This window comes from Bacteroides sp. PHL 2737, from assembly GCF_004115325.2.
GTDB lineage: Bacteria > Bacteroidota > Bacteroidia > Bacteroidales > Bacteroidaceae > Bacteroides > Bacteroides hominis.
The window spans coordinates 859,707-879,285 of record NZ_CP040630.1 but is presented as its reverse complement, the minus strand read 5'-3'; the positions used below and the strand labels follow the sequence as shown (position 1 = coordinate 879,285).

Genomic DNA, 19,579 nt, shown 5'->3' with positions numbered 1-19,579 from the left:
AAGAAATACATACAGATAAAACATTAATAACTTAAAAAAACATACTATTATGAAGAAGATTTTATTCGCAGCAGTTGCTGCAATGGCAATTACGGGTTGCTCACAGAATGAAGAGATTGAAAAGGCTGCACAGCCGGTGGAAATCGGATTCAATACGGCGGTAAGTAAAACAACAAGAGCTACGACTTTAGTGAACGCAGATTTTACAAAGTTTACGACGTATGCCTATTCTACTACTGGGGCATTTGCTGATGCTACAGCTGTCAATGCGCTGATACCTGGAGCTGATTTTGAATTAAAAGAAAGCACATGGAGCAGTGGTGGCTCTGTATTCTATTGGCCGGCAACAGATCAAGTAAGTTTCTTTGCTTTTTCACCTAACACTACGGCACAGCTTTCTTGGGGGGCAGCTTCTGCTAACAAAGCGCCTACACTGACCTATACAGTGAAAGATGCCGTGAAAGACCAGGAAGATTTGGTGGTAGCAGAAGCGATGAATAAGCAAAAAGCTATAAGCGGTACCACAGAAGCGGTTGCTTTAAATTTTAAACACGCGTTGACGAAGATTGGCTTTAAAATAAAAGGAGAGGGAAGTGGTATTACTTACACTTTAAATAAAGTGGTTATTAAAGCTAAAAACAAAGGTGTGTATACTTATGGAGCTACTTCTACTACTGAGACAACATTAGGTACATGGGCTATTCCTGACGATGTTACTACTACCACAAGCTATACCATTGAACCTGCTACTGCACTTTCTATTGTAGGAGCAGATGGCGGTGGCACTGCGAACGAGACTTTGGTTGGAGCAGATTACACTGCCATGCTTATTCCTCAAGCTTTAACTGACGTTACATTCGAAATCTACTACAAAGCTGAAGCTGGTGGCGCAATGTTGCTCGATAAAACAACTACTCCGGAGGAAATTACATTTACCGAAGGAAACTGGACTGCTGGACAAAGTATTGCTTACATATTGACGTTAAAAGGCGCTGAGAAGATGGCTATTACCGGTTCAGTTGCTGATAGCTGGGATTTCACCGATACTCCTAAGTAGTATTCGTAAGCCGTTATTTATAAAAATAGCTCTGAGAGAAACCTCAGGGCTATTTTTAGGTTCATCCGAAGGATGCGTCTTGCCGACGCTTATCCTACGGGAGGGGATCCGTTACTTTGCATGCCGGCTTCATTTACGTACCGAGGTAAACGCTTTTACGCACCGAGGTAAATGCCTTTACATGCCGAGGTAAATGCTTTTACATGCCGGGGTAAATACCTTTACATTGAAAAGAAAACTATGGTAAATATAATCTTCTGATTATCAATCCTATTGGGAAAGATATCCAGTTACGTATTTGTCGGATGAACCTATTTTTATGCCATTTTCTTCTTTCTTAATTGTTTTTTCAAAAAAATCTCCTACATTTGTCGGCAACATAAACAAAACACAACGCGCTATGTCCGACTCCTTCTGTGGAGATAAGATGAACTGTCAGATATGTCCCAAGGCTGTTGATAATGCCATTATGCACGCTTCTCATCCGAGAGGTTTTCATCGTCCTGCCCAGAAGTGTGAAGAGAACCTGATGATTTTCCTCTTAAAAGGGGAAATATTAGTCAATAGTCAGGAATATGCCGGAACGATGTTACGTGCCGGAGAGTTTATTCTTCAAGCCATCGGATCAAAGTTGGAAGTATTGGCTATGACAGATGTAGAGTGTGTGTGTTACAGTTTTAACCAGCCGGAGCTTTTTTGTGAACAACGCTATAACTACATTATGAATGAAATTCCGGCACCGTTGATTTACTCACCTCTCAAAATTATCCCGGAGTTGCAATATTTCCTTGAAGGATCGAAAAACTATTTGAGTGAAAATAAAATTTGTCGGGAGCTGTTATCACTCAAACGGAAAGAACTTGCTTTTATTCTGGGGTATTATTATTCGGACTATGACCTGTCTTCATTGGTTCATCCGCTCTCACAATATACCAATAGCTTTCAGTATTTTGTTCTGCAAAACTATATGAGGGTGAAAACCGTAGAGGAACTGGCCCACATGGGAGGATATAGCGTAACTACATTCCGTCGTATTTTTAATACCATCTTCCACGAACCGGTCTACGAATGGATGCTGAAACGCCGTAAGGAGGGGATTATGTATGATCTTAAGTATACCGATGCCACCATTTCGGAGATTTGTTACAAATATGGTTTTGAGTCTTTGCCTCATTTCTCCAATTTTTGTAAGAAGTCGTTCGGTGCTTCGCCCCGGGCTATTCGAAAATCCAGCGGTAAGGAGTAGCTTTTAATGTTCGGGTGCTTCACTTCCCCTGATCGGCTTCATTATCTGGTATCGTAGACATCGTAAGAAATAATACTTTTCATATAAAAAAATTCCCCGCCGATACCGGCGGGGAATTTTCCTACTTATTAATCAAATGCTAAGTTTTGCTTAGTCTTTCAGTTTTGCGATGATGAAATCGCGGTTCAAGCGGGCAATGTTGCTGATGGAGATGTTCTTCGGGCATTCTGCTTCACAAGCACGTGTGTTTGTACAGTTACCGAATCCCAGTTCATCCATTTTAGAAAGCATTGCTTTTGCACGGCGGGCAGCTTCTACTTTACCTTGTGGAAGCAGGTTCAGCTGGCTAACCTTGGCTGATACGAATAACATGGCAGAACCATTTTTACAAGCAGCTACACAAGCACCACAACCGATACATGCGGCAGCGTCCATGGCTTCGTCAGCGATGTCCTTAGAGATAAGAATGGCATTGGCATCCTGAGGAGCACCTGTGTTTACGCTTACGTAACCACCGGCCTGCATGATCTTGTCATAGGCCGTACGGTCAACCATCAAGTCGCGGATTACCGGGAAACCGGCAGAACGCCACGGCTCAACAGTGATAGTATCTCCGTCTTTGAAACGACGCATATACATCTGGCAGGTAGTAGCACCTGTTGCAGGTCCGTGTGGGTGTCCGTTGATGTAAAGAGAACACATACCGCAGATGCCTTCGCGGCAGTCGTGGTCAAATACGATAGGTTCGCCACCATCATTGATGATCTGTTCGTTCAGAATATCCAGCATCTCGAGGAATGAAGTATCGCCCGGGATATCTTTCATTTGGTATGTTTCAAAAGCACCTTTCGCTTTAGGGCTTTTCTGACGCCATACTTTCAGCGTGAATGATATATTTTTATCCATTTTTGTTTTCCTTTAATTGATTAACCGAATTATGACTTGTAGTTACGAGTCTGAACTTTCACGAATTGATAGTTCAAGTCTTCTTTGATCAATTCCGGTTCTGAATCTTCACCGGTGTATTTCCAGCATGCTACGTAAGAGAAGTTCTTATCGTCGCGCAATGCTTCGCCTTCCGGAGTCTGATATTCTGTACGGAAGTGTCCACCGCAAGATTCTTCACGGTTCAGACCGTCACGAGCCATCAACATACCTACTTCAATGAAGTCGATCAGGCGGAGGGCTTTTTCAAGTTCTACGTTCAGTTCGTTTACTTCACCCGGGATGCGAACGTTGGTCCAGAAGTCTTTTTTCACTTCCTGAATACCTGTCAGAGCTTTCTGCAGAGATTCTTTAGTACGAGCCATACCTACGAAGTCCCACATAATGTGACCCAGTTTCTTGTGGATTGAGTCAACAGAATGTTTTCCGTTTACAGCTTTAATCTTCTGGATTTTATCTTTCACTTCTTTCTCTGCTGCCGCAAATTCGGGCAGGTCTGTAGAGAAACGTGGTACCTGAATCTGGTCGGCCAGATAGTTCTGGATAGTATAAGGCAATACGAAATATCCGTCAGCCAGACCTTGCATCAATGCAGATGCACCCAGACGGTTGGCACCGTGGTCAGAGAAGTTAGCTTCACCAATAGCGAACAGACCCGGGATAGAGGTCATCAATTCATAGTCAACCCAGATACCACCCATTGTATAGTGGATAGCAGGGAATATCATCATCGGAGTCTTGTACGGGTTCTCGTCAGTGATCTCTTCGTACATGTCGAAGAGGTTACCATAACGGGCGCGAACTACATCTTCACCCAGACGATCGATGGCATATTTGAAATCAAGGAATACGGCCAAACCGGTGTTGTTGACACCAAAACCTGCGTCACAACGTTCTTTGGCAGCACGTGAAGCTACGTCACGGGGAACAAGGTTACCAAATGCGGGGTAACGGCGTTCCAGATAGAAGTCACGGTCTTCATCAGGAATTTCAGTCGGCTTTTTAGTTCCTGCCTGCAATGCTTTGGCATCTTCAATCTTCTTCGGAACCCAGATACGACCGTCGTTACGAAGTGACTCTGACATCAATGTCAGCTTAGACTGCTTGTCACCGTGTACCGGGATACAAGTCGGGTGAATTTGGGCAAAACAAGGATTAGCAAAGTAAGCACCTTTTTTGTAGCATTGGATGGCAACAGAACCGTTGGAACCCATAGCGTTTGTAGAAAGGAAGAAAGCGTTTCCGTAACCACCTGTGCCGATTACTACAGCATGAGCGGCGAAACGTTCGATTTCACCGGTTACGAGGTTGCGGGCAATGATACCGCGTGCACGTCCTTCGATAACGACGAGGTCGAGCATTTCGTAACGAGTGTAAAGTTTAACAGTACCTTTTTGTACCTGACGGCTCAATGCTGAATAAGCGCCCAGCAATAGCTGCTGTCCGGTCTGGCCACGGGCATAGAACGTACGGGATACCTGTGCACCACCGAATGAACGGTTATCGAGTGTGCCACCGTAATCGCGTGCGAAAGGTACACCTTGAGCTACACATTGGTCGATGATAGCGTTTGATACCTCGGCCAGACGGTAAACGTTGGCTTCACGTGCGCGGTAGTCACCACCTTTGATTGTATCGTAGAAAAGACGGTAAACCGAGTCACCATCATTCTGGTAATTTTTAGCTGCGTTGATACCACCCTGTGCTGCGATGGAGTGAGCACGACGGGGTGAATCCTGAATGCAGAAATTGAATACTCTGAAACCCATTTCGCCCAGAGAAGCGGCGGCAGATGCCCCGGCAAGTCCGGTACCTACAACGATGATGTCAAGGCGACGTTTGTTGGCAGGGTTAACAAGTTTTTGATGAGCTTTATAGTTACTCCATTTTTCGGCGAGCTGGCCTTCAGGAATTTTTGAATCTATCTTAGTCATAATGCTATTTACAATTTAATCATTTACAATTTACAATTTAGCAAGCACCGCATGCCAACGATTTAACGAAGAATACGACTACTACCAGAGCAAAGCATACAACAACGATGGTTGAATAGATGTTGGAGATGCATTTCCAGCGGTTGATCCAAATCTTGTTGTTCCAGCCCAGAGATTGCATAGAGCTCCAGAAACCATGAGTCAGGTGGAACCAAAGGGCGCCCAGCCAAACGAGGTACAGCACTACGTATACGGGGTTAGAAAAAGTGTTCATGATGTGATAAACACCATCGGCAGCATAAGTTGTGTCTGCTACTCCTCCCATGTTGTGTATCAATTCCGGTAACTGCATTTTAGCCCAGAAATTAAAGAGGTGAAGGCCCAAACCTAAGATAACGATGATACCCAGCACCAGCATGTTCTGTGATGCCCATTCTACGGTTTTGGGTTTGTCAACTACGGCGTAACGTTCGCTACCACGTGCTGCGCGATTCTGGATTGTCAGCCAGAAAGCGTAGATAATGTGAATCACGAAGAGGGCAGCCAGGCCCAGCGTAGCTACCAACGCATACCAGTTTGCTCCCAGGAACTCACAAACCAGGTTGTAACCCTCAGCCGAGATGATCGCAACAAGGTTCATCGCCATGTGAAACGTTAGAAACAGGACAAGGGCGATACCGGTAACGCTCATCACCACTTTCCTTCCTACAGATGAATTACTTAACCACATAAATGATTGATTTTAAATTATTTAATTGTTAGAACTATAATTTCTGTTTTACGAGCCTTCTTTCTCATTGTGCAAAAGTACACGAAATACATTGATTAACCAAAGAATTAAAGAAATAATTCTTTAATCTGAAGTGCCCGGAGAGAACAGGATAAATAGGGCCGGTAAAATAGTAACTGATTGACTGAAAGCACTCCATGAGGAAACCTGGCAAAGGATTGCCAGTTGTGTTTATAAGTGATTTATTGTGAATCTGTTAGAAGAGTAAATTATTTGTTCTTAAGAAGTTAACCTTGATCTGTATAAAAAGAAGTTGTTTAGTGCATATTCGAACTGTTCTTTTCTTAATTTTGCATCCCAGAGAAGGAATGATCAAAAGAAACAGGCAATACCGGATTTATGATAAACACACTCACCTCTTTGCGACTTATATTTGCTTTAATGGTTTTTGGAGCACATTGTTATGTAATAGACGACTTTTTCGATCTTCATTTTTTTAAAGAAGGTTTTGTCGGTGTTAGTTTCTTTTTCGTACTAAGCGGTTTTATTATAGCATACAATTATCAAAAGAAACTAAGTGAAAGCAAAATGACCAAACGATCTTTCTGGGTAGCGCGCATAGCCCGTATTTATCCTTTGCATGTCCTGACTTTATTGATTGCTGCCGCTTTAGGAGGCTATGTAATTGCATCGGGATTTACGGATTGGAGCAAGCATTTTTTGGCTTCACTCACATTAACAAATGCCTATATACCTAAAGCTGATTACTTTTTTTCATTTAACAGTCCTTCGTGGAGCTTATGTTGCGAGCAGCTTTTTTACTTCTGTTTTCCATTTCTGGTGCCGATAGCAAGAAACTATAAGGGTTTGTTCTGTGTATTTTTAATTTCCGCTATATTGGTTATTGTCGGTATGTATTTTACTCCGGAAAGTGATATAAAAGGATATTGGTACGTTAATCCGATTGCTCGATTTCCGGATTTTATAGTCGGCATGTTGTTGTTTCAACTGTACGACCGTTTGAAAAATAAAAACATCACATCTTTCCAAGGAAGTATTATTGAAATAATATCGATCGTCTTATTTTGGGTATTCTATCTATATGCTGCTGAAGTTCCAAAAGTATATCGGTATTCCTGTTACTATTGGCTGCCGATCGCGTTCATCCTGATCAGTTTCTCTCTGCAAAAGGGTTGGGTCTCACGTCTTTTGTCCAATCGTATTTTAGTGATTGGGGGAGAGATTAGCTTTAGCTTTTACCTGATTCATCTTTTTGTTTTGTTATCTTATGCGGAGTGGCAGAAAGAAAATAACTTTCATATAGTCTGGTACGTTTCCATTCCGATTCTATTTTGTGTCATCGTCTCGTTAAGCCTGCTCTCTTACTATTATTTTGAGAAGCCGATGAATAGGCGAATTAGAGCACTGTTAAATAAATAATTCGTGGAATAAGGGTTCTTCTCCAAATTTGGTGGTAAGTTTTCTTTTACTCATGGAATCTAATTCCGTTTTCGGAAGTGTAAGCTCTCGTTTATAGTTGACAAAAAAGCAAGTATCCCGGCTTTCCCCCGAAGAGTCCATCCATGAGGTGAAGAAGCGAATTTTAGAATAAACCATCTGAAAATCAATATCTTTAAAAAGTAAGATTTCTATCCTCAAAAGCTTTGTTTTAACACAGAGTTAAAGCTTGTTCTTTGGATGTGAATAACAAGTTCTTTAAATGCAAAAGCCTTATTATTTGCGCATAAGAACCTGACGAACTGCAAAAGGCGTTAACAATGTTAATTGAAGAAAGGTATAAGGATGAAGATACCGGTCCGGACGGCGCAAATTCACTTCCGAAACTTGAGTTATCTTATTCAGCCGGTGTCTGGTTTTTCTTATTAAAGCAAGCAAAAAGGACAATTATCAACTTGAAAATAAAGAAATAAAGAATTTACCACCAAATTTGAAGAAGAACCGGAATAACTCACCAATAAAAGCTTCATCAAGGAGAAGTGGATGTTTATAAAGTTTTGTGGTAATGGTTATCGTCCTGGTATATAATGGAGGGTATTGGAACAGAAGGTCTGCTTACTATGGATGCCAAATAGCGGGCCGTTTCTCTTTTGCCAGGCAAAGGGCGGTTTCTATTCTGTTTTTAGAGTAGTAATTTTTTCACCTTTGGCTGCACGTGTACGAAGGGCACGCGGGGAGTCTCCAAAAGAAGCTTTGCAGAAATGTGCAAAATGTGATAAGGAATCGAAACCATAACGATTGCTGATTTCAGTGATGCGTTGTTTGGTGTGCTGGAGATCTTCCAGGATACCTTCTCTTTTCTTGCTCAGAATCCATTCGTATACCGGCACTCCATACATATTCTTAAATAAGCGGCGGAAGGTAGTAGTTGTATAGCCTCCCAAGTGTGCGAACTCTTCCACGTTTTTCACTTTTTCGTAATTTTGCATGACGAAATATTGGAAGCTTTCTGTATAACTGCTGATGGGATAAAAGAATCTACTTAATTGGGGTGACGGGTAATAGCAGGTAATCAGATACATAAGTTCCTGACATTTGAGATCGATAAACGCACCGCAAGGAATCTGTTCACTCAGGTAATCACAAATATCTTTCATGAAATTGGTAATACGTTGGGTCATTACCAAAGGCGTATAAGTTAAGGGTGATTCTGATTGTTGCAGGATTTCCTGATAATGTTGCTCACAGATCAAAGGTGGTTCGTTGAACCAATACACTACATAACTTACGTCTGTCAGCGCCAATAATTCTAATTTTGAACCGATGGACTGGAGGATAAACTGTCCTTCGCGTAACGTTGTGCCGGGATACTCTTCGCTGTTGATCAATAACTCTCCTTGTAGCATAAACAGAATACAGTTTTGTGTGCATTTGTCAGCCGGGAAATGTTGTCCTTTTGGAAACGTCCGATGAACAAGTATGCCTTCTGTAGCTTTGGGACATTGCGCACAATCTGTCTGTCTATTACAAAGAGTTTCTCTGGCCATGAATTAAAGTTAGGTGTCAGGGTAAATAATACTTGGGGAACAAAGATAGGTTTTTTTTGCGAAAACTCTGTCTTTTTAATCTATCTTTGCTGCAAAATAGTAAATTAGTAGAAAAATGAAGAAATTTGTGCTTATTTGTTTTTGTGTGCTTTCTTCGATGGGAGGGTATGCTCAGAACTGGGATATCAATACGTTACATAAAATAAACAGTCTTGATGGTAAGTTTGCGAGGAATTATAGCAAGGCTTTTTCTAAATCGGCACCTTATATCGCAGTAGGTGTTCCGGTGGCGATGGCTGTATATGCAGGGATTGATAAAGATAAAGAGTTATTGAAGGATGCTATTTATATTGGGACGAGTGTAGCCGAGGCAGTTGTAATTACATATGGTATGAAATATGCTTTTGACCGTGAGCGGCCATATGACCGTTATCCGGATCGGGTGAATGCGCGCAGCCATGAATCGAGTCCTTCGTTTCCCTCCGGGCATACGGCAGCCGCCTTTTCGTTGGCTACTTCTTTGAGTATCCGTTATCCTAAGTGGTATGTGATAGCTCCATCAGCCTTTTGGGCATGTTCTGTGGGCTTTTCAAGAATGAACGAAGGTGTGCATTACCCGTCGGATGTAGCGGCAGGAGCTGTGATAGGTGCCGGTTGCGCAGTAGCCAATATTTATGTGAATCGCTGGCTCAATAAATGGTTGTTCGGTGAGAAAAAGCAGGTTACCATAAATTATTAACAATAAACGGTGAGTGATGGACACTCTGCCAAAAGCGTAGACTGATCATCATTCACCGTTCATAACTCTCCGTTAGAGAATCATTATTTCAATATCTTCTCGTATTCTTTGTCATTTAAGATTTCCAGTGCCCGCTCCACGCTCTTATTGGTAGCATTCATTACTTGAAAGTATTCATTCATATCCCATAAGTCACGGGCTATCAGAGCTTTTAATTGGGCCTTAATCAGTGGTAAAGCCTTGTTGTACTGCTCTTCGTTGAACTCTATCTTTTCTTTGTCGGCAGCCTCTCTCAGGAAATTCAATATCCGGTCGTCTATTTCAAACTTCTCATTGAATTTCTCAAAGGTCTTATATTTATCCAATAAAGCCTTGCGGTTATTTTCAATAAAGTTCATAGTCGTTTTGATTACTACCCCTTTGGCTACCAGGTTACGATGGTAATCAGTATACAGAGTTGTGTCAACCGGAACAAAATAATCAGGCATGATACCTCCGCCGCCATAGACGGTGCGTCCCAGCTTTTTAGTCTGGCATTTTAGTGAGTCCGGGAAATGGATACTGTCTGCACTTACCATTTCGCCATGATTGTAACGGTCGATAAGGTCCTGATTGTATTTATCGATACTGCTTTCGCTGCTCTTTCCTTTTCCCGGCTTCTCGTTGATGTTGCTATCATAAGGTTTCTGTATGCAACGCCCTGCAGGAGTATAATAGCGGGCTATGGTCAGGCGGATCATGGAGCCGTCGGGCAGGTCGATCGGGCGTTGAACCAATCCTTTTCCGAAAGAACGGCGTCCTACCACTACTCCTCTGTCCCAATCCTGAATGGCACCTGTCACAATCTCACTTGCCGAAGCCGAATATTCGTCTACCAATACCACCAAGCGTCCGTTACGAAAGCTTCCGTTACCTTTGGCAAAGAACTCACTGCGTTGCGCAGAACGTCCTTCCGTGTAAACAATCAGTTCTTTTTGTCCCAGAAACTCATTTGCCAGGTCGATGGCAGCGTTCAGGTAACCTCCTCCATTGCCTTGCAGGTCTAAAATCAAGTCTTTCATTCCTTTCTTCTGTAACTCTTTCAGGGCTTTCAGAAACTCTTCTGCAGTGGTTGCTCCGAAACGGTTGATACGGATGTATCCTGTTTTGGGTTGAATCATATAAGCAGCGTCCAGACTGAGGATGGGGATTTTATCCCTTTTTACGTTGAATAAAAGTGGTTCTTTCACACCTCTCCGGATAATGGTCAGATTTACTTTCGAGTCTTTTGGGCCCCGCAGACGTCCCATGATTTCCTCTGTGCTCATTTTGACTCCTGCGATGGCAGTATCGTTAACTGCGATGATGCGGTCTCCTGCCAGAATACCCACTTTTTCGGAAGGGCCATTGCTCACCGGTTGTACAATGAGTAGCGTATCTTCAATCATCTGGAATTGTACCCCTATTCCTTCAAAGTTACCTTGGAGAGGTTCGTTCATTTTCTTAACCTCTTCGGCATCCGAATAGGTGGAATGGGGGTCGAGCTGTGCCAGCATTTCGATAATGGCCGATTCAACGAGTTTGTTTTCATTGACCGTATCTACATATAAATTAGAGATGGCAAACTCTGCCAGTTGCAATTTTCGCATGGCAGGTGAGCCGAAGTTTTGTGCCTGTAATCCTAAAACGGAACACAAGCCGATAAGCAGGTATATTATTTTTTTCATGATCACATGGATTTATTACATTTCCATCCCTTCGGGAATAAACATACTGATATCTTTATTATAGCCCAGCAGTTCGCGTACAATGGTAGAACTGACACAAGTGAGTTCCGGTTCGGTAAACAGCAGAATGGTTTCGATTCCTGCCAGTTTCCGATTGATATCGGCAATGGTTTCTTCGTATTCGAAATCTTTCACGGTACGGATGCCACGGACGATAAATCGGGCATCTACCTGACGGGCAAAATCAATAGTCAGGCAATCGTAAGATTCAACCCTGATCCGGGGTTCGTCTTTATAAAACTTACGAATCATTTCCACACGTTTCTCTATCGGGAAGTACGTATTTTTATTTTCGTTGATACCGATACCGATGACAACTTCATCCATAAATGTCAGGGTTCGTTGTACAACAGAATAGTGTCCGATAGTAAACGGGTCGAACGTTCCCGGAAAGATGGCTCTTCTCATGTCTATGCGATGTCTTCTTCTATAACCAGATTGTCAATAATAAAGTTTTGCCGTTCCATTGTATTCTTACCCATATAGAATTCAAGTAGTTCTTTGACCGTGTCTGTTTTGCGCAACGACACTTGTTCAAGACGCATGTCTTTACCGATAAAGTGTTTGAATTCGTCGGGTGAGATTTCTCCCAGACCTTTAAACCGGGTGATTTCCGGATTCGGGCTAAGTTCTTTGATGGCATTCACCCGCTCTTCTTCGGTATAGCAATAGAGTGTTTTCTTTTTGTTGCGTACGCGGAAAAGAGGGGTCTGAAGGATGTATACATGTCCTTTCTTGATCAGATCGGGGAAGAACTGGAGGAAGAAAGTGATCAGCAGCAAGCGGATGTGCATACCGTCCACATCGGCATCGGTCGCTACAATCACTTTATTATAACGCAATCCCTCTATGCCGTCTTCTATGTTCAATGCGGCCTGCAGCAGATTGAATTCTTCGTTTTCGTAAACCACTTTTTTGGTCAGGCCGAAAGAATTGAGTGGTTTACCACGGAGGCTGAATACAGCTTGTGTGTTTACATCCCGGCTTTTGGTGATGGAACCGCTTGCCGAGTCACCCTCGGTGATGAAGATGCACGATTCCTCTTCCAGCCCTTTGCCTTTCACATCGTTCAGGTGGATACGGCAATCACGCAGTTTCCGGTTGTGCAGATTGGCTTTCTTTGCACGTTCACGTGCCAGTTTCGTAACTCCGGCAATGGCCTTGCGTTCTTTTTCCGAATCCTGTATCTTCTGTAACATGATTTCGGCTACATCCGCATGCTTGTGGAGGAAATTGTCTACCTCTTGTTTTACAAAGTCGCCAACGAACTTGTTCACAGTAACGCCACCCGGCGACATGTTGGTAGAGCCGAGTTTAATTTTAGTCTGGCTCTCGAACATGGGTTCTTCCACATTGACAGCAATGGCGGCTACCAATCCGTTACGGATGTCGGTATAGTCCTGATTCTTATTATAGAATTCCTTGATAGTGCGGGCAATGTGTTCTTTGAACGCACTTTGATGGGTGCCTCCCTGAGTGGTGTGCTGTCCATTGACGAATGAATAGTACTCTTCGCCATATTGTCCTGTATGGGTAAAAGCGATTTCGATATCCTCTCCCTTGAGGTGGACGATGGGGTAGAGTCCGGTAGCTGTCATATTATCATTCAGCAAATCGACCAGACCGTTACGCGAAAGAATCCGCTGCCCGTTATAGATAATGGCCAACCCGGTGTTCAGGTAGGTATAATTGCGGAGCATCGTCTCGATAAATTCGGGACGGAAAGTATAATTCAGAAATAAAGTATTATCGGGTTCGAAGAAGATGTAAGTACCGTTTTCTTCCTCGGTATCCTCGGTGTGATCTGCTATCAACTCACCTTTGGTAAAGGTGGCGCAGCGCACTTTACCATCCCGGTAACTACGTACTTCGAAGTTTGAGCTCAAGGCATTGACAGCTTTCACGCCGACACCGTTCAGTCCGACACTCTTCTTGAATGCTTTGCTGTCATACTTACCACCGGTGTTCAGCACACTGACTGCTTCTACCAGTTTTCCCTGTGGGATACCACGGCCGTAGTCGCGTACGCTGACACGAAGATTCTCTTCAATTCTGATTTCAATCTTCTTGCCGGATTGCATTTTGAACTCGTCGATACTGTTGTCAATAACTTCTTTCAGAAGGACATAAATTCCGTCTTCGGGATGCGAACCGTCGCCCAGCTTACCGATGTACATACCCGGACGGGTGCGCACATGTTCCATGTCGCTCAGGTGGCGGATGTTGTCGTCTGTATATTCTACAGGGTTGTTGTCTACAGGTATCAGTTCGTTCTCTTCCATTGTTTTTAGTCTATCTTCTTAGTAAACGCACGACGTCGTTTATGTTGTTCGGTTTTAAAGTATTCCCATTGTGCCTGAACTTTTCCGTTCATTTCCAGTTCGGGGTTGCTTTCTGCAAAGATAAAACCTAATTTTTGATAAACCGGAATTAAATCGGAAAATAACAAAGCATTAACACCTTTGTTCTGGTACTCCGGTTTTACGGCTACAAGCAGCAAGTCAAGCATTTTGGCTCGTCGTTTCATAAATAATGCCTTCAGCAGATAATACCATCCGAGGGGGAGTAATCGTCCGTGTGATTTCTGCAATGCTTCTGAAAGTGAAGGCATTGAAATTCCTACGGCGATCAGTTTGTCTTCCGCATCGGTAATCAGGGTCACCATCCGCAGGTCGACAATCGGGAGATACATTTTTACGTATTGGTCAATCTGGCGTTGGGAGAGGGGAGAGTAGCCATACAGCGGGCTGTAAGCTTCGTTCATCAATTCGAAGATGGCTTGTCCGTAATCGGCTGCGATCTTTCTGGATGAAGTGTATTTCTTTACCTTGAGGTTATATTTACGTTGGATAAGATCGGATATGCGCTGATGTTTTTCGGGAATGGCATCGGGAATGAAGATTTTATATTCCACCCAATCGGCGTCTTTGCCGAATCCCAGTTTCTCCATATGTTGCGGATAGTAGGGATAGTTATAGATAGTGGCCATGGTGCTGAGTTGGTCGAACCCTTCGATCAGCATGCCTTCTGCATCAAAGTCGGTAAATCCGAGGGGACCCTGAATATTTTCCATTCCTTTGGACTTGCCCCATTCTTCTACGGTTTGCAAGAGTTTCGAAGATACTTCGAGGTCGTCGATGAAATCGATCCAGCCGAAACGGACATCTTTCTTGTTCCAGGTGGCATTGGCACGGTGGTTGATGATACCTGCGATGCGCCCTACGATTTTCCCGTCTTTATAAGCCAGAAAGTATTCGGCTTCACAAAATTCGAAAGCCGCGTTTTTCTTCTTATTGAATGTGTTCAGCATGTCGTCGTAGAGGTCAGGTACGGAATAGGGATTCTCTTTGTATAATTCGTAATTAAAACGAATGAATTTCTTAAGTTCTCTTTTCGTCGATACCTTTTTAATTGTAATGGCCATAACTTGTATTTATGATGAGGCAGCAAAGATACGTGATAATCTTTAAATTACCACGTACAGAAACTAAAAACTGTGTGCCTCAATGTTTTCAGATCTGATAGATAAGATAGGTTGTATAGGCTATATAGCACAAGACCAGAATGCTTCCTTCGATCCGTGTGATGGTGCGTTTGGCGAAGAATAATCCGAAAAACCAGAGCAGGATGCCTGATCCGACCAACGTGAAAAGATCGAAATTATTGATGCCTGCCAACTGTAAGGGGGTGATGGAGGCACTGCACCCCAACACAAAGAAGATATTGAACAGATTACTGCCTATGACGTTGCCGATGGCTATTTCGGGATTCTTTTTCAAGGCAGCCACAATGGAGGTAGCCAGTTCGGGCAGGGAGGTGCCTCCGGCTACGAGTGTGAGTCCGATAACGGATTCGCTGACACCCAGATTACGGGCGATGTTACTTGCTCCTTCTACAAACCACTGTCCTCCGAAGATAAGTCCGCCTAATCCGCCCAGAATAAAAAGTACGGATTTCCACATCGGAAGGCTTTTGATTTCTTCTTCCGGTGGCTGGGCGTCGTTCGTATTACGAGAAGCTATGGCAAATGTGTAGCCCAGAAAGATAGTGAAGAAGCAGAGCAGAATCAGTCCGTCTGAAATACTTAATGTATTACGGGGAGCTTTGTCCAGAAAGACATCGTTGGCACATATCAGCAGAACAATGGAAGAAAGAATACACAAGGGAATTTCTTTTCTCAAGGTGTTCCGGGTGATTACAATGGGAGCGAAGAGGGCTGTGCAACCCACGATCATCAGGGTATTGAAAATGTTGCTTCCCACAACGTTGCCGACAGCGATGTCCGCACTGCCTTTCAAGGCGGATGATACACTTACCGTCAGTTCCGGTGCCGATGTCCCGAAAGCTACAATGGTCAGTCCGATCACAATGGAAGGAATATGGAAACGTTTGGCTACGGACGCAGCTCCATCCGTCAGGCAGTTGGCGCCCACTAAAATAAGGAGTAATCCTCCGATAAGTAGTAATATATCCATGTTGATACCTTAAATTACTGATTCGGGTGCAAATATAGTGATTTCACTCTATGCTATGTCAAAAACAATCTGTATGTTTGGCACGTTTATCCATTTTAGTGACAATGACTATATGAGTTTTTGATATGAAGAAGAACAGATTATTCAGCCTTTTGTTGTTTCTGTTAGTGGCCAACAGTATGTTTGCCCAGTTAGGGAAAGCGGTCCGGGAGATACTGACCGGCGACAGTACCGTTACCCATACCACGGTCCGGAATGATTCGGATTCCATACGGATGGCAAATATGAAAAGGGAGTTGGAAGAGGCACGTCTGAATGAAGCCAATATGCGTATGGAAATGGAGCAGTTGAGGTTGAAGGCCTTTGCTGCCGATTCTGTGAAGCTGGCACAGCAGAAAGCACGCATCGACTCGCTCCGTCAGTTCACTCCGGGCGTACCGGTGGTGGTTGAGGGTGATACGTTGTTTTATCTCTACACCAAGCGTGGAGGATACACTCCGTTGCAGAGGGCTGAAATGATTGACGCGGCCATTACCCAATTGGGTAAACGGTTTACGCTGCATCCCGATTCGGTATATATAGAGAGCAGTGATATAGTGTCCGATTTGATGTATGGCAATAAGGTCATTGCTTCGTTTACCGACCAGGACGGGTTGTGGGAAGGACGTTCCCGTGAGCAACTGGCGGCAGATAAGCGTATCGTGGTAGTGAAGAAGCTGAAGGAACTGAAAGAGGAACACAGCTTCTGGCAATTGGGTAAACGGATTCTCTATTTCGTTTTAGTATTGGTGGGGCAATATCTCTTGTTCCGGCTTACTACCTGGCTTTTCCGTAAGCTGAAAGTACGTATCCAGAAGCTGAAGGACACAAAGTTGAAACCCATTTCCATTCAGGACTATGAACTGCTGGACACACAACGGCAGGTTAATTTGCTGATCTTCCTTTCCAACCTGTTGCGTTACGTGCTGGTGTTTCTCCAGTTGTTGATTACTGTTCCGCTTCTATTTGTTATTTTTCCGCAGACCAAGGGGTTGGCCGACACGATCTTTTCGTATATCTGGAATCCGGTGAAGGATATTTTGGTAGGCATCGTCGATTATATTCCCAATCTGTTCACCATCTTTATTATCTGGTATGCTATTAAATATCTGGTGCGTTTTGTCCACTATCTGTCCCGTGAGATTGAAGCCGGGCGGCTTAAGTTCGGCGGTTTTTATCCCGACTGGGCAATGCCTACTTTCCATATTATCCGCTTTTTGCTTTATGCATTTATGATTGCGATGATCTATCCTTATTTGCCGGGATCCAGAAGCGGGGTGTTTCAGGGAATATCGGTCTTCGTTGGATTGATCGTTTCGTTGGGGTCCAGTACGGTGATCGGTAATATCATTGCGGGACTCGTCATTACCTATATGCGTCCTTTCAAGTTAGGGGACCGCATCCAGCTGAATGATACTACCGGGAACGTGATAGAGAAAACACCTTTGGTGACCAGGATCAGGACACCGAAGAATGAAGTGGTGACAATCCCCAACTCGTTTATCATGTCGTCCCATACGGTGAACTATAGCTCTTCGGCGCGCGAATACGGATTGATTATTCACTCAGAGGTGACCATCGGTTACGATGCTCCCTGGCGTCAGGTGCACCAGTTGCTGATAGAAGCCGCCTTGAATACTCCCGGAGTGATTGATGATCCTCGTCCGTTTGTACTTGAAACGTCATTAAGCGACTGGTACCCGGTTTATCAGATCAATGCTTATATTCGCGAGGCGGATAAGTTGGCGCAAATTTATTCGGATCTGCATCAGAACATTCAGGATCGTTTTAATGAAGCGAGCGTCGAAATCATGTCACCTCACTATATGGCTATGCGTGACGGCAACGAGTCTACCATTCCGAAAGATGATCTGAGACCTAAAACCGATAAACAGTAGTAAGCGGATGAGTCAAAAACTCACACCACGGAGGATCTTAAACGGTTAAGTTTCCGGTTAATTAAGAATAAATACTTTATGGCACACTCTATGTCTTTTATCGTAAGAAATAAGTTTTCGCCCTGTTTTTTTGCTTTCTCAAACGATTGTTCCTATCTTTACGGAGATTAAAAAGAAGAATCCCGCCTGCTTGGTCAGTATCTGGATAGATCCTCTAAAAAAAAGCAGAAATCAAGATAAGTAAAAATCAAGACATAATACCATTAGAAACCGCTATCAGTAGCGGTTTTCTTTTTATACAAAATCAGGAAAATTGAAAATCGTCGTCCAGAGGGCGATATAGCGTCGTCACGATCTCAACAAAACATCGTCTCGATGACAAAAAATCGTCGTCGTGATCTCAATTTTTCGGAGGGTAAACGCCCTTAAATCGATTTTGGTAATTATAGAATACATTTTATCGGTTGTTGATTTGTTTTTGAATATTAACAAGTAGAGCCTCTCAGAGAGTCGGTTCTCCGATTCATTGCAGAGTGAAGAAGCAGGAGTACCACAGAGCTTTCAGGTTCTGATTTACTATAGAGGATATAGAGACTGATTCTATCTTATATATTCCTAAAGATTAAAACTCAGTGTCAGTTTGCGTAATTGGCTCCTGTGTCCCATAAAACAGAGCCGGCTCTTTCGTCGCGAAGAAGCCGGCTCTTTGAAAGTTGTGTATTTTTCAAGAGAGAGTGATTTATTTCTTTCGGGTCACTGTATAGAGTATATTCCCTTTTTTATCGATCATACGTAAGTTCAATTCCTTTTTATCGGCAGAACATACAGAAAATCCCGGTTCGGGACTACAGAATTGAGTACCTTCAACCGGTTTCACCTTACGCGCCAGCGATCCGGCAGAGTTTACGATATAGTCGGTATCACTGCCCGGTACACGGATATGCTGGAAGTTGTGAATGTGTCCGCAGATGTACATATCTACCTTATGCTTCCTCAGGATAGGGTCGAGCCGTTTTTGCAAATCACCGCGTTCACTCTGGTCTTTCGGTGTTTCGGCATAGATAGGATGATGGCCGGCAACGATTACCCAGTCCTCTTTGGCAGCAGTCAGCACAGAATCCAGCCAAGCCAGTTGTCCGTTCATATCCTGCCGGCAGGCATCGGGATAAGTTTCGGTTTCGTTGCGGTATTTGTCGATCAGGGGAGCGGTATCTATCCAGACAATGCGGATGGTGGCACCTTTTTCTTCAAACGTTTTGGTGTAATAACGTGCAGGCATGGTCCAGCGGCGGCTCACCCGGCTGTAGTCCAGTACAGCCTGTGTATTACCCCGGTATTCGTGGTTTCCCAACACGGGATACCAGTCGATCATCAGCTCCGGATGACTGTAGATCAGCTCAAAGTTGGTCATCCAAAGCGGGTCGTCCACGCTGCGTACTCCTTCGAAGTGATGGACGTCTCCGGGAGCCAGTACAAATTCAGGGCCTATTTCCTCGCCCATAGTTCCCATTAATTCGGCGATTGGTTTCTGGTCGTAGTAGCCGTTACGTCCCAGATCGTTGGCAATATAGAAGTTAAACTTCTTGTCGAATATAGAGTAGTCCCTGATCTGGGCTGAGGCTATCGCCCCGATGAAGATAAATAGAAGTGTCAGTAAGTTCTTTAATTTCATAAATATGGTTTTTTATATTGATTATTGATGAATTGAATACGTTTTTTCATCAGTGATGCGAGAAGACGGTTTT

16 protein-coding genes are annotated in these 19,579 nt (G+C 43.6%); 6 read left to right on the top strand and 10 right to left on the bottom strand.

Going from position 1 to position 19,579, the window contains the following annotated elements; genetic code table 11:
• The first annotated feature begins 49 nt into the window (after nt 1-49).
• Nucleotides 50-1,057, top strand: a complete 1,008-nt coding sequence (locus tag DBK98_RS03625) for a fimbrillin family protein (RefSeq protein WP_005782908.1) — start codon at nt 50-52, stop codon at nt 1,055-1,057.
• Nucleotides 1,058-1,457: 400 nt separating this feature from the next.
• Nucleotides 1,458-2,303, top strand: coding sequence for an AraC family transcriptional regulator (locus tag DBK98_RS03620; RefSeq protein ID WP_005822475.1), 846 nt, complete (start codon nt 1,458-1,460; stop codon nt 2,301-2,303).
• Between the two features lie 150 nt (nt 2,304-2,453).
• Here DBK98_RS03620 and DBK98_RS03615 read toward each other — a convergent pair whose 3' ends face one another.
• From DBK98_RS03615 to DBK98_RS03605, 3 genes are read right to left on the bottom strand one after another with little or no spacing between them, the layout of a single operon-like run.
• Nucleotides 2,454-3,209 carry a succinate dehydrogenase/fumarate reductase iron-sulfur subunit gene (locus DBK98_RS03615; RefSeq protein ID WP_005782917.1) on the bottom strand — a complete coding sequence of 252 codons (756 nt, stop codon included), beginning with the start codon at nt 3,207-3,209 and terminating at the stop codon, nt 2,454-2,456.
• Nucleotides 3,210-3,238: 29 nt separating this feature from the next.
• The gene (locus DBK98_RS03610) at nt 3,239-5,182 is read right to left on the bottom strand and encodes a fumarate reductase/succinate dehydrogenase flavoprotein subunit (protein WP_005782919.1); all 1,944 of its coding nucleotides are present in this window, start codon (nt 5,180-5,182) and stop codon (nt 3,239-3,241) included.
• 37 nt (nt 5,183-5,219) lie between these two features.
• On the bottom strand, nt 5,220-5,912 hold the full coding sequence (locus DBK98_RS03605; protein ID WP_005782920.1) for a succinate dehydrogenase/fumarate reductase cytochrome b subunit: 693 nt from the start codon (nt 5,910-5,912) through the stop codon (nt 5,220-5,222).
• Between the two features lie 399 nt (nt 5,913-6,311).
• Between DBK98_RS03605 and DBK98_RS03600 the strand changes: the two genes are divergently transcribed.
• Nucleotides 6,312-7,352: an acyltransferase gene (locus DBK98_RS03600; protein ID WP_032531523.1), complete on the top strand. Its 1,041-nt coding sequence runs from the start codon at nt 6,312-6,314 to the stop codon at nt 7,350-7,352.
• Nucleotides 7,353-7,690: 338 nt separating this feature from the next.
• Nucleotides 7,691-7,843, top strand: coding sequence for a hypothetical protein (locus tag DBK98_RS03595; RefSeq protein WP_080714256.1), 153 nt, complete (start codon nt 7,691-7,693; stop codon nt 7,841-7,843).
• A 198-nt stretch (nt 7,844-8,041) separates the two neighbouring features.
• Here DBK98_RS03595 and DBK98_RS03590 read toward each other — a convergent pair whose 3' ends face one another.
• Nucleotides 8,042-8,917, bottom strand: coding sequence for a helix-turn-helix transcriptional regulator (locus DBK98_RS03590; protein ID WP_005782925.1), 876 nt, complete (start codon nt 8,915-8,917; stop codon nt 8,042-8,044).
• Nucleotides 8,918-9,032: 115 nt separating this feature from the next.
• On the opposite strand from DBK98_RS03590, the gene DBK98_RS03585 reads away from it, so the two are divergent.
• Complete coding sequence (locus tag DBK98_RS03585; RefSeq protein WP_005782927.1) at nt 9,033-9,656, top strand: phosphatase PAP2 family protein; 624 nt, start codon at nt 9,033-9,035, stop codon at nt 9,654-9,656.
• An 83-nt stretch (nt 9,657-9,739) separates the two neighbouring features.
• Here the strand turns inward: DBK98_RS03585 and DBK98_RS03580 are convergent, their stop codons facing one another.
• The 5 genes from DBK98_RS03580 to DBK98_RS03560 form a co-directional block, all read right to left on the bottom strand.
• The gene (locus DBK98_RS03580; protein ID WP_005812541.1) at nt 9,740-11,362 is read right to left on the bottom strand and encodes a S41 family peptidase; all 1,623 of its coding nucleotides are present in this window, start codon (nt 11,360-11,362) and stop codon (nt 9,740-9,742) included.
• 15 nt (nt 11,363-11,377) lie between these two features.
• Nucleotides 11,378-11,830 carry a pantetheine-phosphate adenylyltransferase gene (gene coaD / locus DBK98_RS03575; RefSeq protein WP_005812543.1) on the bottom strand — a complete coding sequence of 151 codons (453 nt, stop codon included), beginning with the start codon at nt 11,828-11,830 and terminating at the stop codon, nt 11,378-11,380.
• Nucleotides 11,831-11,832: 2 nt separating this feature from the next.
• A complete protein-coding gene (locus DBK98_RS03570; RefSeq protein WP_022012250.1) occupies nt 11,833-13,704 on the bottom strand; it encodes a DNA topoisomerase IV subunit B in 1,872 nt (623 codons plus the stop codon).
• A 5-nt stretch (nt 13,705-13,709) separates the two neighbouring features.
• Nucleotides 13,710-14,846 carry a hypothetical protein gene (locus DBK98_RS03565; RefSeq protein WP_005782935.1) on the bottom strand — a complete coding sequence of 379 codons (1,137 nt, stop codon included), beginning with the start codon at nt 14,844-14,846 and terminating at the stop codon, nt 13,710-13,712.
• An 88-nt stretch (nt 14,847-14,934) separates the two neighbouring features.
• On the bottom strand, nt 14,935-15,897 hold the full coding sequence (locus tag DBK98_RS03560; protein WP_005782936.1) for a calcium/sodium antiporter: 963 nt from the start codon (nt 15,895-15,897) through the stop codon (nt 14,935-14,937).
• 125 nt (nt 15,898-16,022) lie between these two features.
• On the opposite strand from DBK98_RS03560, the gene DBK98_RS03555 reads away from it, so the two are divergent.
• Nucleotides 16,023-17,834: a mechanosensitive ion channel family protein gene (locus tag DBK98_RS03555; RefSeq protein WP_032536692.1), complete on the top strand. Its 1,812-nt coding sequence runs from the start codon at nt 16,023-16,025 to the stop codon at nt 17,832-17,834.
• A gap of 739 nt (nt 17,835-18,573) precedes the next feature.
• On the opposite strand, the gene DBK98_RS03550 is transcribed toward DBK98_RS03555, so the two are convergent.
• Nucleotides 18,574-19,506 (bottom strand): metallophosphoesterase, encoded by a 933-nt coding sequence (locus tag DBK98_RS03550; RefSeq protein ID WP_032531519.1) that lies wholly within the window; start codon nt 19,504-19,506, stop codon nt 18,574-18,576.
• Between the last annotated feature and the right edge of the window lie 73 nt (nt 19,507-19,579).

What these genes read in the sequence shown, in the direction of transcription:
- DBK98_RS03625 (WP_005782908.1), top strand. Translation starts at nt 50, where the DNA reads ATGAAGAAGATTTTATTCGCAGCAGTTGCTGCAATGGCAATTACGGGT.
- DBK98_RS03620 (WP_005822475.1), top strand. Translation starts at nt 1,458, where the DNA reads ATGTCCGACTCCTTCTGTGGAGATAAGATGAACTGTCAGATATGTCCC.
- DBK98_RS03615 (WP_005782917.1), bottom strand. Translation starts at nt 3,209, where the DNA reads ATGGATAAAAATATATCATTCACGCTGAAAGTATGGCGTCAGAAAAGC.
- DBK98_RS03610 (WP_005782919.1), bottom strand. Translation starts at nt 5,182, where the DNA reads ATGACTAAGATAGATTCAAAAATTCCTGAAGGCCAGCTCGCCGAAAAA.
- DBK98_RS03605 (WP_005782920.1), bottom strand. Translation starts at nt 5,912, where the DNA reads ATGTGGTTAAGTAATTCATCTGTAGGAAGGAAAGTGGTGATGAGCGTT.
- DBK98_RS03600 (WP_032531523.1), top strand. Translation starts at nt 6,312, where the DNA reads ATGATAAACACACTCACCTCTTTGCGACTTATATTTGCTTTAATGGTT.
- DBK98_RS03595 (WP_080714256.1), top strand. Translation starts at nt 7,691, where the DNA reads ATGTTAATTGAAGAAAGGTATAAGGATGAAGATACCGGTCCGGACGGC.
- DBK98_RS03590 (WP_005782925.1), bottom strand. Translation starts at nt 8,917, where the DNA reads ATGGCCAGAGAAACTCTTTGTAATAGACAGACAGATTGTGCGCAATGT.
- DBK98_RS03585 (WP_005782927.1), top strand. Translation starts at nt 9,033, where the DNA reads ATGAAGAAATTTGTGCTTATTTGTTTTTGTGTGCTTTCTTCGATGGGA.
- DBK98_RS03580 (WP_005812541.1), bottom strand. Translation starts at nt 11,362, where the DNA reads ATGAAAAAAATAATATACCTGCTTATCGGCTTGTGTTCCGTTTTAGGA.
- coaD (WP_005812543.1), bottom strand. Translation starts at nt 11,830, where the DNA reads ATGAGAAGAGCCATCTTTCCGGGAACGTTCGACCCGTTTACTATCGGA.
- DBK98_RS03570 (WP_022012250.1), bottom strand. Translation starts at nt 13,704, where the DNA reads ATGGAAGAGAACGAACTGATACCTGTAGACAACAACCCTGTAGAATAT.
- DBK98_RS03565 (WP_005782935.1), bottom strand. Translation starts at nt 14,846, where the DNA reads ATGGCCATTACAATTAAAAAGGTATCGACGAAAAGAGAACTTAAGAAA.
- DBK98_RS03560 (WP_005782936.1), bottom strand. Translation starts at nt 15,897, where the DNA reads ATGGATATATTACTACTTATCGGAGGATTACTCCTTATTTTAGTGGGC.
- DBK98_RS03555 (WP_032536692.1), top strand. Translation starts at nt 16,023, where the DNA reads ATGAAGAAGAACAGATTATTCAGCCTTTTGTTGTTTCTGTTAGTGGCC.
- DBK98_RS03550 (WP_032531519.1), bottom strand. Translation starts at nt 19,506, where the DNA reads ATGAAATTAAAGAACTTACTGACACTTCTATTTATCTTCATCGGGGCG.